14 protein-coding genes are annotated in these 14,507 nt (G+C 57.5%); 2 read left to right on the top strand and 12 right to left on the bottom strand.

Features of this window, described 5'->3' with window-relative positions; translation table 11 throughout:
• Positions 1–220: 220 nt before the first annotated feature.
• On the bottom strand, positions 221–3,427 hold the full coding sequence (locus AC6I0Y_RS00070; protein WP_497732003.1) for a helicase C-terminal domain-containing protein: 3,207 nt from the start codon (positions 3,425–3,427) through the stop codon (positions 221–223).
• 184 nt (positions 3,428–3,611) lie between these two features.
• Here AC6I0Y_RS00070 and AC6I0Y_RS00065 point away from each other — a divergent pair, with 184 nt between their 5' ends.
• Entirely contained in the window at positions 3,612–4,250 is a 639-nt protein-coding gene (locus AC6I0Y_RS00065; protein WP_160708210.1) for a hypothetical protein, read from the top strand.
• A gap of 47 nt (positions 4,251–4,297) precedes the next feature.
• Here AC6I0Y_RS00065 and AC6I0Y_RS00060 read toward each other — a convergent pair whose 3' ends face one another.
• Positions 4,298–5,248, bottom strand: a complete 951-nt coding sequence (locus AC6I0Y_RS00060; RefSeq protein ID WP_497732000.1) for a D-alanine--D-alanine ligase family protein — start codon at positions 5,246–5,248, stop codon at positions 4,298–4,300.
• A gap of 87 nt (positions 5,249–5,335) precedes the next feature.
• Here AC6I0Y_RS00060 and rlmN point away from each other — a divergent pair, with 87 nt between their 5' ends.
• Positions 5,336–6,364, top strand: coding sequence for a dual-specificity RNA methyltransferase RlmN (rlmN, locus tag AC6I0Y_RS00055; RefSeq protein ID WP_497731997.1), 1,029 nt, complete (start codon positions 5,336–5,338; stop codon positions 6,362–6,364).
• Positions 6,365–6,473: 109 nt separating this feature from the next.
• Here rlmN and AC6I0Y_RS00050 read toward each other — a convergent pair whose 3' ends face one another.
• The 10 genes from AC6I0Y_RS00050 to dnaA form a co-directional block, all read right to left on the bottom strand.
• Positions 6,474–7,547 carry a ParB/RepB/Spo0J family partition protein gene (locus AC6I0Y_RS00050; RefSeq protein ID WP_370520233.1) on the bottom strand — a complete coding sequence of 358 codons (1,074 nt, stop codon included), beginning with the start codon at positions 7,545–7,547 and terminating at the stop codon, positions 6,474–6,476.
• On the bottom strand, positions 7,540–8,502 hold the full coding sequence (locus AC6I0Y_RS00045) for a ParA family protein (RefSeq protein WP_370520234.1): 963 nt from the start codon (positions 8,500–8,502) through the stop codon (positions 7,540–7,542). The genes AC6I0Y_RS00050 and AC6I0Y_RS00045 overlap by 8 nt, the downstream gene beginning before the upstream one ends.
• 123 nt (positions 8,503–8,625) lie before the next feature.
• A complete protein-coding gene (locus AC6I0Y_RS00040) occupies positions 8,626–9,033 on the bottom strand; it encodes an endonuclease domain-containing protein (RefSeq protein WP_497731994.1) in 408 nt (135 codons plus the stop codon).
• A gap of 384 nt (positions 9,034–9,417) precedes the next feature.
• Positions 9,418–10,077, bottom strand: coding sequence for a 16S rRNA (guanine(527)-N(7))-methyltransferase RsmG (rsmG, locus tag AC6I0Y_RS00035; protein WP_497731991.1), 660 nt, complete (start codon positions 10,075–10,077; stop codon positions 9,418–9,420).
• A gap of 140 nt (positions 10,078–10,217) precedes the next feature.
• Positions 10,218–10,742, bottom strand: a complete 525-nt coding sequence (locus tag AC6I0Y_RS00030) for a Jag family protein (protein ID WP_497731988.1) — start codon at positions 10,740–10,742, stop codon at positions 10,218–10,220.
• 71 nt (positions 10,743–10,813) lie between these two features.
• The gene (locus AC6I0Y_RS00025; RefSeq protein WP_497731985.1) at positions 10,814–11,593 is read right to left on the bottom strand and encodes a YidC/Oxa1 family membrane protein insertase; all 780 of its coding nucleotides are present in this window, start codon (positions 11,591–11,593) and stop codon (positions 10,814–10,816) included.
• Positions 11,594–11,643: 50 nt separating this feature from the next.
• Complete coding sequence (yidD, locus tag AC6I0Y_RS00020; protein WP_497733677.1) at positions 11,644–11,847, bottom strand: membrane protein insertion efficiency factor YidD; 204 nt, start codon at positions 11,845–11,847, stop codon at positions 11,644–11,646.
• A 31-nt stretch (positions 11,848–11,878) separates the two neighbouring features.
• Positions 11,879–12,244, bottom strand: coding sequence for a ribonuclease P protein component (rnpA, locus tag AC6I0Y_RS00015; protein ID WP_497731983.1), 366 nt, complete (start codon positions 12,242–12,244; stop codon positions 11,879–11,881).
• A 13-nt stretch (positions 12,245–12,257) separates the two neighbouring features.
• On the bottom strand, positions 12,258–12,392 hold the full coding sequence (rpmH, locus tag AC6I0Y_RS00010; RefSeq protein WP_160707660.1) for a 50S ribosomal protein L34: 135 nt from the start codon (positions 12,390–12,392) through the stop codon (positions 12,258–12,260).
• Between the two features lie 389 nt (positions 12,393–12,781).
• A complete protein-coding gene (gene dnaA, locus AC6I0Y_RS00005) occupies positions 12,782–14,407 on the bottom strand; it encodes a chromosomal replication initiator protein DnaA (protein ID WP_160707662.1) in 1,626 nt (541 codons plus the stop codon).
• Positions 14,408–14,507 lie beyond the last annotated feature (100 nt).

Genomic DNA, 14,507 nt, shown 5'->3' with positions numbered 1-14,507 from the left:
TGGAGAGAGCGCCTCCTCCACGGCCAGCCGAGCTGACGCGCGTTCGTCCGCGGGACCGCCCCCGCCCGGCGTCACGCCGGCCGCCATCTTCGAGCGACTCCCGCGCAGCGTCGAGCACGCTGAAGGAAAGCTCGTTGGAGGTTCCCTGCGTCGAGCGCTTCACATGCGCTGCGTGCGTTATCTTCCGACCGTGCCTTGCCATCCCCCGGCTCCTGCGCCCCTACTCCGCCGCATCCAGCGCGGCGATAATCTCATCGACGGTGCACACCGTGATGTTGCGGCTGGGCAGGGATTTGAGGAACGACTTCCCATATCCCTTCGTCACCAGGCGCTTGTCAGCCAGGATGAGCACTCCACGATCGTCGGCCTTGCGGATGAGGCGGCCAGCTGCCTGCTTCGTTTCCATGACCGCGGCGGGCAGCACATAGCGGCGCCATGCCGCGTCATCGCGCGCGCCGCGCTCGCAGGAAAGCGGGTCGGTCGGCTTGGCAAAGGGAAGCTTGGGGATGATGACGCCGCGAAGCGTGGCACCGGGGGCATCGAATCCCTCCCAGAAGCTCTTGAGCGCAAAGAGAGACAGATGCTCGTCGGCCAGGAAGTCATCACGCAGCCCCTTGACCGACACGCCCCACTTCTGGCACACGAGTCGCAGATCATCTTCCTTGAGGGCCGGCTGGACGGCCTCGAAGCTCTTCTCCATCTCCCGCCGGTTGGTGAACAGGGTGAGCATCGACCCCCTCTGCGCGCGATGCGTGCCGATGAGCAGGCGCTCGAGCTCGGCGAGGTAGCGCGGGTCGTTCGGCTCGGGCATGTCGCTGGCCACGAACACGCGCATATGGCCGTCAAAGTCGTAGCTCGACGCGAGCAGCAGCGTATCGCATGCCGAGGCCTCGCTCGTGTTCAACCCCAGCGCCGTCTCGAAGGAGGAGAAGGACTCGCCCACCGTCAACGTGGCTGACGCGTATACCACCGCGTGGGTGTTGGCGTAGAGCGTCTCGTCGAGCGCGGCCCCCACGTTGTACAGCAGCGCCTCCAGCTTGTCCACCGGGCGGTCGCCCTTGCGGCTGAGCGTCGCGGCGTAGACGTAGGATTCCGGCGCGGAGAACAGGATGACCTCGGCGGCTTTCAGGATATCCTTCAGCTCCAGGGCGATGGATGCTATCTCACGCTGGATCACCGCCGCCCCATCCGCGTCCTCGAGGTACGCGACTATCTCCTGGCAGGCCGTGACCAGCTTCTCGGCGCAATCCGCCATCGCGCGGCCCTTCTCCACCACGTCCGTGAAGGTAGCTGACGAGCGGATGTCCCCGTTCACCCACAGCTCGACAATCTCGTAGCCCTTACCGCGATGGTTGGTGTCGAAGAACAGCAGGCCGCGCATCGATTCGCAGAATGCGTCGGCGGCCTCGGCAAACGAGCGGCCGGCCGTGCGCGCCTTGTTGGTGAGCGCGTAGAAGAGGGTGGCACCCTCCTCCTTGCCTGGTATGACGGCAACGCGCTCAGCACGAGAGAACACGTTGCGCGCGGATTCATCACCCGCCACGCGGCGCGCGAGAAAGCGGATCTCGTCGGCCGGCAGCTCAAGGGAGAAGGCGCGGCGGGCCTCGTTCTCGGCCCCGTGGGCCTCATCCACCACCCAATAGCGAATAGGCGGGAGCAGACCGTTATCGGCGGCTAGATCGCAGAAGAGCAGGCTGTGGTTGGTCACCACCACGTTGGCCGTCTCCGCACGGCGGCGCGACCCGTGTACGAAGCACGACGTGCCGTAGAACGGGCACTTGCGACGCAGGCAGTCATGGCTCGTGTTGGTGATGATTCGGCGCGGCAGCACGCGGTAGTCGATCTTGAGGCCGTCGAGGTCGTCGTAGTCGGTCTGCTCGATGAACGAGAGAAGGGCCGCGAGCGCGGGGGCCTGGGGTTTTTCCTGTCCTCCCACGGCGCGCAGGCGCGGGCCCTCTTCCACGATGCGCTCGATCCGACGTAGGCACGGATAGTGCGAGAAGCCCTTGAGCGAGGCGAACGTGAGCGTCTTGCCCTGTTTCTCGAGGGCTGCGGCCAGAGCGGGCAGCTCATGGTGAACAAGCTGGTCAAGCAGGGCGTTGGTCTTAGTGGCCACGCCCACCGTCACATCGTTGATGAGCGAGGTCATCGATGCGGGAACGAGGTAGGCCATCGACTTGCCGACGCCCGTACCCGCCTCCACCATGAGATTGCGCGACGACGCGAATGCCTGTCGCACGGCCTCGGACATGATGCGCTGCTCATCGCGCGGCTCGTAATCATCGTAGAGCGAGCCCACCAAACCCGCCGCAGTGAAGGCGGCAGACACCTCGTCCTGGCTGGGGAAAACCAGCTCGCGGAAGGAGTCCTGCGCGATGGCGTCCGCATCTGCCTTAGGCCGGCGCTCGTCCCCGCGCAGGCGATCACGACGCAACGCGCGGATGGAGAACCGCTGGGGCGCGTCGCCAAACGCGGAGAGCTGCACCGACGCGGCCTCCCCCGCAGGTGCGGTGCCGGTTTCGCCCGCCATCGCACCAGCTTTGTCCGGAGATGTTTCACGTGAAACATTCTGACCGCCTTCTGAGTCCCCCTCATCCCCGAACACGTTATCAAGCGCCCGCTGTGCTTTGCGGCGCGCGAAATAGTCGAACACCACCACGGTCGGCCAACTCTCAGCCGGCGCCATGCGCGCTATCTCGCGAACGAGAGGCTCCGGCATCGCGTCCACCCCAGCCAGCAGGATGCGGAAGAGTGCGCAGGTAGACGCCACGTCGTCGTCCGCACGATGGGTGGAAAGCGGCGCACCGAACGCGCGTACCAGATCTATCAGGCGATGCGACTTCAGCCGCGGCAGGGCAATGCGCGCCAAATCGAGGGAATCCAGCCACTGGTTCTCCAGCAGAGGATAGCCTGCAGGGTGCTTAGTCGTGAAGTTACGATCGAACTCGGCGTTATGAGCCACGATCTTCGCATCGCCTACGAATTCAACCAGCTGGGCGAGAGCCTCCGCCGGGGACGGCGCGTCGGCCACATCCTCATCGTGGATATTCGTCAGATGAGCCACCTCATCGGGAATTGGTTTACCAGGGTTAACAAATGTGATAAACCAATCGACTATCTCTCCCTGATCCATGCGTGCTGCGGCAATCTGGGTCAACTCATCGTGGCTGAGGGAAAAACCCGTAGTCTCCGTATCGATGACGACGATATTGCGATCTAGTTCACCATAGTCCGCCGCCGCAGCCTGCGCCGGAAGCTGAGCATATCGTTCCACCACCTCGGGAAGCGTGCCGTCGGTGATAAAGCGCGTTAGCTCGCCGGGGAGCCTCGCCTCTTCGCGATCAGCCCGCGCGACGCAGAATGTTTCACGTGAAACATTCTTGTCGTCGGATTTCTCAGACCTCTTCTCTACGAGCTCATCACTCATCTGTTCTCCCCAATCAGCAGAACGGGCGCACTCCCCTGCTCTCATGCTTCCTTTCACAGCAAAGGACTTTCGAAAAGCGACGAAACAGGGGAAAATGGCCCGACAAAGGCAACGGGCGCCTTCCGGCGATTATGCGTCCCGCTATTGTATCAACCCTGCCGGAGTCCATGGAACGGAGAGGCCCATGAACCAGTATTTCGGTACATATCATCGCTTCGAGACGGCTTCTAAGAAGGAGGCTGGCCGGCTCCTCGGGGCCGACAACCTCGTCGGCGACCTCTATCATATCGACTGCACCATGGAGGGAACCGCCCATAAGGCATGGCTCGTCAGCCGCTTTGACCAGCGCATCGGCTACTTCGACGAGGACTTCTCCCGCGATCTCAGCATCTTGGCTGCCCGAGATCTCACGCTCGTGGCGGTGCTGTCCTTCATCGCCTTCACGGAAAGCCCTGAACCAGGGCATTACTGGGGGGAGGTGGCAGTCGTGGCGTACGAGCCCGCCCAGGCAGACGACTTCGAGACTTTCGTGCAGAACGTAGCCATGCGCATGCAGGATGGAATCCGAACGAACGTCTCGTTTGAGCCTGACGGCGTCAACCGCATCGTCGAGAGCCGCGGCACCTGGATTCCCGAGAAGACGATCCCCCTGCCTCAAAAAGAAAAGGGAACGGTCATCATGAAGAGCCGCCGCTCCCTAAGCGAAAGGGCCATCGAGCAGGGCCGGAAGGGGAACAAGGGGTGCTACCTCGTCAGCTGGGCGTTCCTCTTGGCCTTAGTGGCCGGCGCCTTATTCACAATGAAGTCCTGCGGGCTGTTCTAGTTCCCTGAAGATGCCCCGGAATGTTTCACGTGAAACATTCCGGGGTTTTATTTCCCTCCCCCTAGAGCGTACCCCACGAGTCTGGTGCACAACTCTGGGAACGAGATTCCTGCAGCTCGGGCTGCATCAGGTAGCAACGAGGTCTCTGTCATACCAGGAATGGTATTGGTCTCCAGAATCCACGGCTCACCATGGGCATCGAGCAGAAAATCAGAGCGCGACACACCCGAGCATCCCAGAGCCTGGTGCGCACGGACAGCCAGATCCCCTACGCGGCGCGCAATCTCCTCGTCCAGACGCGCAGGGCAGATATGCTGCGATCCTCCCGGAGCGTACTTGGACTCGAAGTCATATGAATCACTTTGAGGAACAATCTCGATGATGGGGAGCGCCTCAGGTTCTTTGTCTCCCACAACAGCTACCGTCAGCTCCATACCCTCGACATAACGCTCAATCAGGAGCCTCTCTCCCACCTTGAACGCCTGGTCAATGCTTTCTCCCAGGTCATCGCCTGACTTCACGATGAATACTCCGAGAGAACTTCCCTCCTTATTGGGCTTAACGACGCAGCTCCCGCCCATCTTCCGAGCTATCTCGTCTAGGGAATATTCTTCACCTCGCGTGATGGAAAGGGACTCCGGCGTGGGAATCCCCGCTTCGCGATAGAACTTCTTCGCCTTTTCCTTATCAATGGCGAGCGCACTCGCCCACACACCAGAACCCGTGTAGGGAAGCCCAATGGTCTCGAGAAAACCCTGGATAGAGCCATCTTCCCCGCCTTTTCCGTGCAGACAGAGAAAGGCCACGTCAAAATCCTCCGCTATCAGGCGCTCCAGATCGGCCTTGTTCGCTGGATCAAGAACGGTAACAGCAAAGCCAGCCTCCTCAAGCGCTGATTGAGCGCCTTTTCCCGAGGATAGGGATATCTCACGTTCGCCGCTCTTCCCGCCAGCGAGAAGCGCGACCTTGCAATTCATAGGATCAAGTGATTCGAACATTCGTTCCACACCTCTCAAATTGCCGCATTCAGTGGCCGAAAGTATAGCACTGAGTGTTTCACGTGAAACATTTCGTATAATGACCCAATGGAAAACGACATCAGAACATACCCGCTCGACCGCCTTGAGCAGCTTGCGAAAGAATTTGGCCAACCAGGGTTTCGGGCGAAGCAACTCTACGAATGGCTCCACCTACACCACGCCACGTCATTCGATGAGATGACCAACCTTCCCAAAGCCTTTCGCGCTCAGCTTGCGAGCGCTTACCCTCTCAAGAGCGCACGACTGATCAATCGACAGCAGTCCAAAGACGGAACGCGAAAGTATGTCATCCAGTTCGCCGACGGTCAGATGGTCGAAGCTGTGGGGATGCCCTCGGGGCCTCAGGGGGAGCGACTCACCGTCTGTCTCTCAACGCAGGTCGGATGCGCGATGGCCTGCGCTTTCTGCGCAACAGGTAGGGAGGGATTTCACCGCAACCTCTCGCCAGAGGAGATGATCGACCAGGTCTCCCTTGTTGAGAAGGACTTCGGCCGGCGTGTGACCAACATCGTTGCCATGGGCCAAGGAGAACCCTTCCTCAACTACGATGCCGTGATTGAAGCGTTTCGCAAGATGAACAGCGTCGACTCCTTCAACATCGGCGCACGCCACATCACTGTCTCTACCTGCGGAATCATTACGGGAATCGATGCGTTGGCCAACGAACCTGAACAATTCACCCTCGCCATCTCTCTTCATTCAGCGATTCAGGCGAAGCGCGATAAGCTCATGCCACGCGTTAGCGCCCAAAGGCTCCCTGACCTCAAAACCGCCCTCATGAACTACGTGGAGAAGACTAATCGCCGCGTTACCCTTGAATACCTGCTCATTAAAGACGCAAATGACAGGGAAGAAGACCTTGAGGCGCTCCTTCACTTCTGTGAGGGCCTGCTGTGTCATGTGAATCTGCTGCCGATGAATAACATCGCAGGATCCCCATTCCAGCCAGCACCTCTTAATACGGTCAACCATTGGATCGATACGCTGAGCCGACACCATATCGAGGCTACTTTAAGGCGCTCTCGTGGTTCAGACATCGCAGGGGCTTGCGGACAACTAAAGAACTCCCTTTAGAAAATGTTTCACGTGAAACATTTTCATCACTCCCAGAATGTTTCACGTGAAACAAAAAACGCCCCGAATTGCTCCGAGGCGTTTCAAAATGTTTCACGTGAAACATTTTTTATGAGATAGACGCGAGCAACTCCTCGAACAAGCGGCTCAGCTCCTCCTCGTCCTTGAACTCAATCTCAATCTTATTCCGCCCCTTAGAGGATTTCACGCGCACGTTGGTCTTAAGCACATCGCGGAGCGCTTTAGCCACCTTCTTGTACGTCGGAGGCAAAGGCTGGCGAACTGGCATTTCCTCACCTTTAGGACGTCCTGAAAGAAGGCGGGCAAGCGCCTCTGTCTCACGAACGTTGAGGCGTTCCTCCAGAAGCTTGCTGGTCAGCTTCTCACGACCCTCCTGATTGGGAATAGAGAGAATAGCGCGCGCATGACCCGCCGTAATCTTCTCCTCAAACAGCAGCTGCTGGGCATCTTGAGGGAGATCGAGAAGGCGAAGCGCATTGGCGACCGTGGAACGACCCTTCGACATAGCCTGGGCGACATCCGACTGGGTCATGTTCTTGCGCTCCATGAGTCGCCGGTAGCCGTAGGCCTCTTCAATGGGATTGAGGTCAGAACGCTGCACGTTCTCAACCAGAGCCAGCTCAAGGGCACGATCGTCATCCACATCCTTGATGCGGACGGGGATCTTCTCAAGCTTCAAGAGACTGCATGCCTGCCAGCGACGTTCGCCGGCGATGATCTGATATCGGTTGCGACCAAGAGTACGCACGAGAATAGGCTGAAGGAGACCGTCTTTCTCAATAGAGGCCGCAAGCTCCTCGATTTCTTCCCTCTTAAAATGAGTACGAGGCTGATCAGGATTGGGGGTGACCCATTCAATGGGCACCTCATCTACATTACGCGTCGCGATACCCTTGATAGTGATATGCTCAGGCGCCGTTTCCTCGACCTCCATCAGGGCAGGCTGCTCGACTTCCTCATCACGAGCCACAATTGTTTCACGTGAAACATCTCGAGGCTCGAGAATAGGATCATAGGAAGGGATTTCGCCAGGCTCAACCATGACACGCTGGCGAGCGGGATTAGACGGTACGGGGGCAGGAGTGGAGGAACTCTCCTCAAAAGGATCCCCTAGCAGGGAATTCAAACCACGTCCCAGGCCGCTTTTCGTTGCTTTAGCCACGGCTTATCACTTCCTTCGCAAGCTCAATATAGGCGATAGAACCCTTACCCCGAGGTTCGTACTGTGTAATGGGCTGCCCAAAGCTAGGAGCCTCAGACAGCTTCACGGTGCGGGGAATAGGCGTATCAAATACCGCGCGACCAAAATAACCGCGAACTTCGTCCGCCACCTCCACCGACAGCTTTGTGCGGCTATCAAACATAGTCAGCAGCACGCCGTAGATATCCAGGCTTGGATTAAGGCGCGTTTTGACACGTTTCATTGATTCAAGAAGTTTTGTCACACCCTCCAGCGCATAAAACTCGCACTGAATGGGAATGAGCAGCTTGTCGGCAGCCACGAGGGCATTCACCGTCAGAAGACCCAGAGAGGGGGGACAATCGATAAAAATGAAGTCATACTTGCCCCGCATGCTGCCAACAGCATCTTTCAGGCGGTTCTCACGAGCCATTTCGGATACCAGCTCGACCTCAGCGCCAGCCAAGTTGATGGTAGCGGGAGCAACATCCAGTCCAGGACACACATCGGGAATGATGACATCCTCAAGCGGCACGTCGTTAAGAAGCACGTCGTAGATGCAGTTTTCCAGGTTTGCCTTCTCAATGCCCAAGCCACTTGAGGAGTTACCCTGAGGGTCGAGATCAACCAGCAGAACCTGCTTTCCCATCTCACCGAGGGCTGCAGAGAGGTTGATGGCTGTCGTAGACTTCCCCACGCCGCCCTTCTGGTTAATGATAGCGGCGATTTTAGTTTGGCCCACCACATGACGCACTGGCGCCTTATCCTTATAGGACTTGATCTGCTTCTTATCCGACTGATCGACAACCGTAGGAGCAGGTTCTCTTACTACAACCTCGGCATTCTCCACATCGATGCCATCAGAAGTAGAGTCCTCACTTAGTGGGGACTTTTCCTCCTCTGGCTTGTCTCGTTTTAGACCGTCTAACAAGCCCACGTCTAACCCCTTTCTCAAGTCGCTCAGAGTATAGCAAAATGTTTCACGTGAAACATTTTGGGGTGCCTATTAGAAGTTGGGAATGCGAAGTAGCTGACTAGAAATGTTTCACGTGAAACATTTCTAGCTCCTGTTGATGAGTTTACTGAAGTCTAGCTGGAATTGCATCACATCAGGGCGACGACTTTGGGCCTCTCGGTGGATGACCTCGCAAACTCCCTCAAATTCCTGGTCAACCTCACGATTAGAGAAACGCAACTCCTTGATTCCCTGACACTCTAGATAGGTAGTACGAACACGATCATAGGCTAGACCGTGAGGCTCGTAATGCTGAGAGCCATCGAGTTCAATGCTTAGGTGAAGTCTTCTGCAATAGAAGTCAAGGATATAGTTCCCCATGACTTTCTGCGTCACAAAGGGAAACTCATAGGAACAGAGAAACTGATACCACAGCTTCCGCTCCTGGCGAGTCATTTCTTTTCGCAGTCGCTTTGCCCGTTCGGACATAATTTGTCTGTGGGTCTTTTCCATGGCTTCTCTCCTCTCATCGTAACGATAAGAGAGATAGTAATGCCCCCGGCGACGCCAGAGCAGCGTTTGGACGGAGGGGCGTCTGCTCTCATCCCCCTGGGAGCCGCTGCCCCGCGACGAAATGTTTCACGTGAAACATTTCCTCATCTGTTCCCAGCAAATTGTTTCACGTGAAACATTCTGGTCACGTCGACGCCCTGTCAGAGTGTTTCACGTGAAACATTCCTACCAAGTCGACGCCCCTTCAAATTGTTTCACGTGAAACATTCTCTCTACAACGCTGCCTCATCAAATTGTTTCACGTGAAACATTCCATTTACGTCGACAGCCCTTCTGCAGTGTTTCACGTGAAACAATTTGCCCCCGCGATGCGGGGGCAGGTATTCAGTCTATGAGTGGTTTATGCTGAGCGAGTCCGATACGTCGCGGAAGCTTTACCTTTGGCTTTCCCTCACGCCGATAGAGAAACACCTCTCGATGAGTTTCCCCATCGCTGAGCGTTAGAGATCTCTTCGACACAAAGACCATTCCCACCTTCCGTGCAACCTTTTCCGCATTTTTCTGCTCCTCTGCCGTTGCCTCACCCTTATAGCAGACGAGCGCTCCGCCCTCTTTGAGTAAGGGGGAAGCAAGTTCAAGGAGTGAGGGGAGCTGTGAGAGGGCGCGGGCGGTTAGAACCGAGAATTGACGAGGGCGTTCACAGGCTAAATCCTCTATTCGTCCACTAAAAGTGGAAATCTGATCACTAAGCCCCAAACTTTCAACAGCTTTATCGACAATGGCCACCTTCTTTTTCACTGAATCAACGAGAACAGCTTCTCGGCCCGTCATGATGGCAACGGGGACTCCGGGAAACCCCCCGCCAGTGCCAAGGTCACCATAGAGCCCCTCAGGGGCTTCGTTTATCTCTGGCAGGGCAACGAGTGAATCCTCCACATGGAGAAGCTGGGCTTTCTCCTTTGAGTCAATACGCGTGAGATTGGTCGTCTTATTCGCTTCAAGAATAAGATCGAGATAGCGATCTATGAGTTCAGCTTCACCCATCGAGCAACTCCTTCAATCAAAATGTTTCACGTGAAACATTTTGACTTCCTGGCTTGAGAATGTTTCACGTGAAACATTCTACTAAACAAAAAGGCCCGGGGAGCAATCTCCCCGGGCCTTTCCTGATCATCTAAAGCAAACTAAACAGGAATAACTACCACATGACGAGCGCTGCCCTCTCCCTCAGAGGCGGTCTCGACACGATCGTCGTCGCGAAGAGCAATGTGAACGATGCGTCGCTCATAGGGAGTCATGGGGCGCAGCTTAATACTGCGACCCTGACTGGCAGCGCGATTGGCGCTCGTGCGGGCGATGGACTCAAGCTTCTGGCGCTGACGACTCTTATAGCCCTCAACATCGATGACTACCGGATAACGGAAGCCAATGGTGCGCACGGTAATGGCGGACACCAGGAACTGCAGCGCATCAAGGGTCTTACCATGACGACCAATGAGCACCGCCAGATCATCGCCGGTGATGTCCAGAATGAGCTCGCCCTCGTCACCCTCATACTCGTCAATGGTGACCTCGCCGACGTTAAAGTACTTCAGAATGTCCTGAAGCGCGGCAATCGCCGTGTCGGCGATGTTATCGAGTACCTCGTCCGTGATCTCCGGTTCCTGGCTCTCCTCGGTCACCTCGGCAACCACGTTCTCTTCTTCCATGGCGTCTCCTTTCATATAAAACAAAAGGAGTGTTTCACGTGAAACACTCCTCCGTCCTACAAAAGATTGATCTAGCGCTTCTTAGTGGGGCGCGGCTTCTTGGCCTTGCGGGTGACGTTAACCTCAACTGGCTTGACCTCGATGACCTCTTCCTCGGCGGCACGCTGATCAGCACGGCGGCAGATAGCCAGGCTCACCTGCTGCTGGCCGATGCCGATGAGCGACGAGGTGCCCCAGAACAAGAGCACGCCTGCGGGGGACGTCCAAGAGATCCACAGCATGAACAGGCTCATAACGCCCGCCATGATGAGGGTCTGGTTCTTCTGCTGGGTGTTCTCGCTCTTCATCTGCATGAGAACCATGGGCAGGAAGGTAGCTCCAGCAAAGACAATCATCAACACCAGATAGGGAACAAATGTTCCAAAACCCGAAGCAAACGCATCAGAAGGCGTCATAGTGAGGTTCGGAACGATGTTGTAGAAGGTGAAGTTGCCCGCCACCTCAGCGCGTCCGCCCATCTCACGCAGGGTCTGGAACAGCGCGATGAAGATAGGCATCTGCAGCAGCATGGGCACGCAGCCAGCCAGGGGATTGAACTTGGCGTCGGCGTAGAGCTTCTGCATCTCCTGAGACTGGCGAACCTGGTCGTCAGCGTACTTCTGCTGGATAGCCGCGATCTTCGGCTGGATCTTCTGCATCTGGTAGTTAGACTTCGCCTGCTTGTGCATGAGCGGAGCAAGGATGATACGGAAGATGACGGTAACGATGATGATGGCAAGGCCCCAGTCACCGCAGAAGTTGAAGAAGAACTCGATAACGTTGAATATCCAGTCCTTAAATACTTCCCACATGAACATTCCCTTCTATAGCGCACGAAGGAGTGCCCTGGCCCCGTCCCCTCCTAGGGAACGGGATCGTAGCCATGCGGCCCTCCCGGACGACATCTCAGCAGCCTCTTGGCCGTCAACACGAATCCCTTGCGGAACCCGTAGCGCCGGAAGGCCGTCAACCCGTACTCCGAGCACGTGGGAACGAAGCGGCAGCAGGAGGGAAAGAGGGGCGATATGGCCGCCCGGTAGAACAAGATGAGACCAATGGCGATCATCGAGGGCACCTGCACAAGCGCCCTGCGCACCTTATCCACGCTTCTCCTCCACGGCACCCAGGCATGAGTGAGCAACCGCCTTGTCACACGCCTTTAGCACTTTACTATAAGACGCATCGGTAAGTGATGACTTCGCGAGAAATATCACATCGTAGCCGGGCCACGGGCCGCCGAGCGCTCGACAGACTTCCCTCATACGGCGTTTGGAAGAGTTGCGCCACACGGCGTTGCCCAGCTTCTTCCCCGCAATAAAAGCGACACGACCCTGGAGGTCGTGTCGCGATGCCCTCGAGGATTCCCCCTCCTTGCCAATGATGAGCGTGAGGTAGGGAGTCTTCAGGCGCCTCCCCGTGGAGAAGAGGTGTGATATGTCTGCGCTGGATTTGATGGTATCCAACGGACTCCTCCGACTAGACGCAGAGGCGCTTGCGGCCCTTCGCGCGACGAGCAGAGAGAACGGCACGGCCGGCCTTGGTGGACATACGGGCACGGAAGCCATGGCACTTGGCGCGCTTACGGGTATTGGGCTGGTAGGTGCGTTTCATCGTCTTTTCCCTTTCATATTCAAAAGAATAGCCTCAAGACTATACACCGGGTGAAATAGGCTGTCAACGGCGCTTTCTTCTCAATGCCTAAAAATCGGGAGAGCTGTGAGGAGGGGGGACGGTGGGGATGGAAGAAATGCTCCCGCCCTCATCATGGCAGCAAGAATAAGAGAAGGGTGAGGAATAACAATAATAATAACGGCGGTTGAATGGTTGAAAACCAAAGAAATGCCTGGTGGGGGAAGAGAAACGGTTAGTTTTGGCGGTTGAGGAAACGTAGGTGCTTTCCACAGGTATTTATCGCTTTGATTATCAGTGAACGTGCGCTGTGGAAAAGGAAGGGGTTTATGAGCCGGATATCCTCAGGTTATCCGGCTCATAACAGGAGGCTAGATCTCGCGGATGATCTGGGTGAGGGTCTCGATCTCCTCCTGGACCTCGCGCTGCTTCATCATTTCCTCGACCTGCTTCACCGCGTGCAGGACGGTGCTGTGGTCGCGGTTGAACTTCTCCCCGATGGCGTTGAACGGCACGTCGAGTATCTGGCGGCACAGGTACATGGCAATCTGACGCGGGTAGGTGATTTGGCGCGCGCGGCTCTTTCCCACGAGGTCGGAGTGCTTGACCTTGAAGAAGGCCTCGACTTCCTTCTGAATATCCTCGATAGAGAGGTTACGGGAGGCGCCGCCTGAGAAGTGGTTCTCGAGGAGCGAGCGCACATCGGCCACGGAGAAGTTGGGCTGCTGGAGGACGGTCATCTGGTAGATGACCTTGGTGACGGCGCCCTTGAGCTCGCGGATGTTGGAGCTCGAGTTCTCCGCGATGTACATCTGGACATCTTGGGGGATGGAGAAGTGCTCAAGGCCCTCGGTGCGGCAGTACTCGTCGATGAACGATTTGACGATGCCGAGCTTGGTCTCGATCTCCGGCGGCTGGATGTCGACCGTGCCCCCCTGGCTGAAGCGCGAGTGATAGCGCTCGTCGATGTCGATGTTCTTAGGCGCGCGATCGGCGGAGAGGATAATCTGCTTACGCTGGTTGATGAGGCTGTTGAAGATCTGGAACACGATGTCGAGCGTCTGCTTCTTGCCCTGGAGGTACTGGATATCGTCGATGAGGAGTACGTCGGCCTCTTCGTAACGGGCCTTGAAGTTCTTGTAGCTCGATTTCTCCTTGTCGTGCGCCGCGCCGGCTTCCATGTAGTCGGTGAGCATATCGGACGAGTCTACGTAGACCGTGCGCAGCTGCGGCTGGGTCTCGCGGATGTAGTTTTGGATGGCGAACATGAGGTGGGTCTTGCCCAAGCCGCTCTTACCGTAGATGAACAGCGGGTTAAGGGGGCCGTGTCCCGGCTGCTCAGCCACGTTGAGCGCCATAGAGTACGCCATGCGGTTGGAGTCACCGATGACGAAGTTCTCGAAGGTGAGGGTGGAAGAGGGTCCCTCGGCCGCGCCGCCCGCAGCGTTCGCGCAGGGGGCGGCTCCGGGAGCGGGAAAGTCGAGCGGCGGCAGGGCGCGCGCATCCTCGCCGCGCTCGGCGGGTGGATAGTAGGTGGCAGCCTGGTCGGGCAGGGAGGCGCCCATGCCAGGAACGATCGCGGGGGAGGCCTGCGTGGGAAGGGGATCGGCCGGGCGCGCCTCGATGACTGGCGCGGCCGAGGGACCCGGCGTGGCCGAGGAGCTGGCCACGGTCTGGACGGCGCCTGCCGTGGAGACGCCGGAGGGACCGGTGGCCGCGGCGCTGGCCGCAGAACCCGGGTCGACTTCGATGATGACGGTGAAGGGTATGCCGCCATGCAGCTGGGAGAGCGCGCGGCGGATGGCATCGAGGTAATGGCGCTCAACCCAGGATTTGATGAAGTCGTTATCTGAGGTGAGCATGAGGAATCCCTCGCTCAGGGCCTGGGGCTGGAGGCGGTAGAAGAAGGCCTTGAACTGGGAGGGCTCCACTCCCTCGTAGCTGCAGACGAGGTTGCAGACCTCATTCCAGTTCTCGTTGAGTTTCACGCTGTCCATAGGTCTTCCTCTTCCTGCGCAGCGCCGCGGCGCTTGTTCCTGCCTGGTTCACCCGCGAGCGGGTACCATTGTATATAAGTAAGGCTCGCCGAGCTCATAA

This window comes from Adlercreutzia sp. St.1H8, assembly GCF_059728655.1.
The sequence above is the reverse complement of the archived record's forward strand: the minus strand, read 5'-3'. Positions and strand labels throughout refer to the sequence as shown.

What these genes read in the sequence shown, in the direction of transcription:
- AC6I0Y_RS00070 (WP_497732003.1), bottom strand. Translation starts at nt 3,427, where the DNA reads ATGAGTGATGAGCTCGTAGAGAAGAGGTCTGAGAAATCCGACGACAAG.
- AC6I0Y_RS00030 (WP_497731988.1), bottom strand. Translation starts at nt 10,742, where the DNA reads ATGGAAGAAGAGAACGTGGTTGCCGAGGTGACCGAGGAGAGCCAGGAA.
- rlmN (WP_497731997.1), top strand. Translation starts at nt 5,336, where the DNA reads ATGGAAAACGACATCAGAACATACCCGCTCGACCGCCTTGAGCAGCTT.
- AC6I0Y_RS00065 (WP_160708210.1), top strand. Translation starts at nt 3,612, where the DNA reads ATGAACCAGTATTTCGGTACATATCATCGCTTCGAGACGGCTTCTAAG.
- AC6I0Y_RS00025 (WP_497731985.1), bottom strand. Translation starts at nt 11,593, where the DNA reads ATGTGGGAAGTATTTAAGGACTGGATATTCAACGTTATCGAGTTCTTC.
- yidD (WP_497733677.1), bottom strand. Translation starts at nt 11,847, where the DNA reads ATGATCGCCATTGGTCTCATCTTGTTCTACCGGGCGGCCATATCGCCC.
- AC6I0Y_RS00060 (WP_497732000.1), bottom strand. Translation starts at nt 5,248, where the DNA reads ATGTTCGAATCACTTGATCCTATGAATTGCAAGGTCGCGCTTCTCGCT.
- rsmG (WP_497731991.1), bottom strand. Translation starts at nt 10,077, where the DNA reads ATGGGTGAAGCTGAACTCATAGATCGCTATCTCGATCTTATTCTTGAA.
- dnaA (WP_160707662.1), bottom strand. Translation starts at nt 14,407, where the DNA reads ATGGACAGCGTGAAACTCAACGAGAACTGGAATGAGGTCTGCAACCTC.
- AC6I0Y_RS00040 (WP_497731994.1), bottom strand. Translation starts at nt 9,033, where the DNA reads ATGGAAAAGACCCACAGACAAATTATGTCCGAACGGGCAAAGCGACTG.
- rpmH (WP_160707660.1), bottom strand. Translation starts at nt 12,392, where the DNA reads ATGAAACGCACCTACCAGCCCAATACCCGTAAGCGCGCCAAGTGCCAT.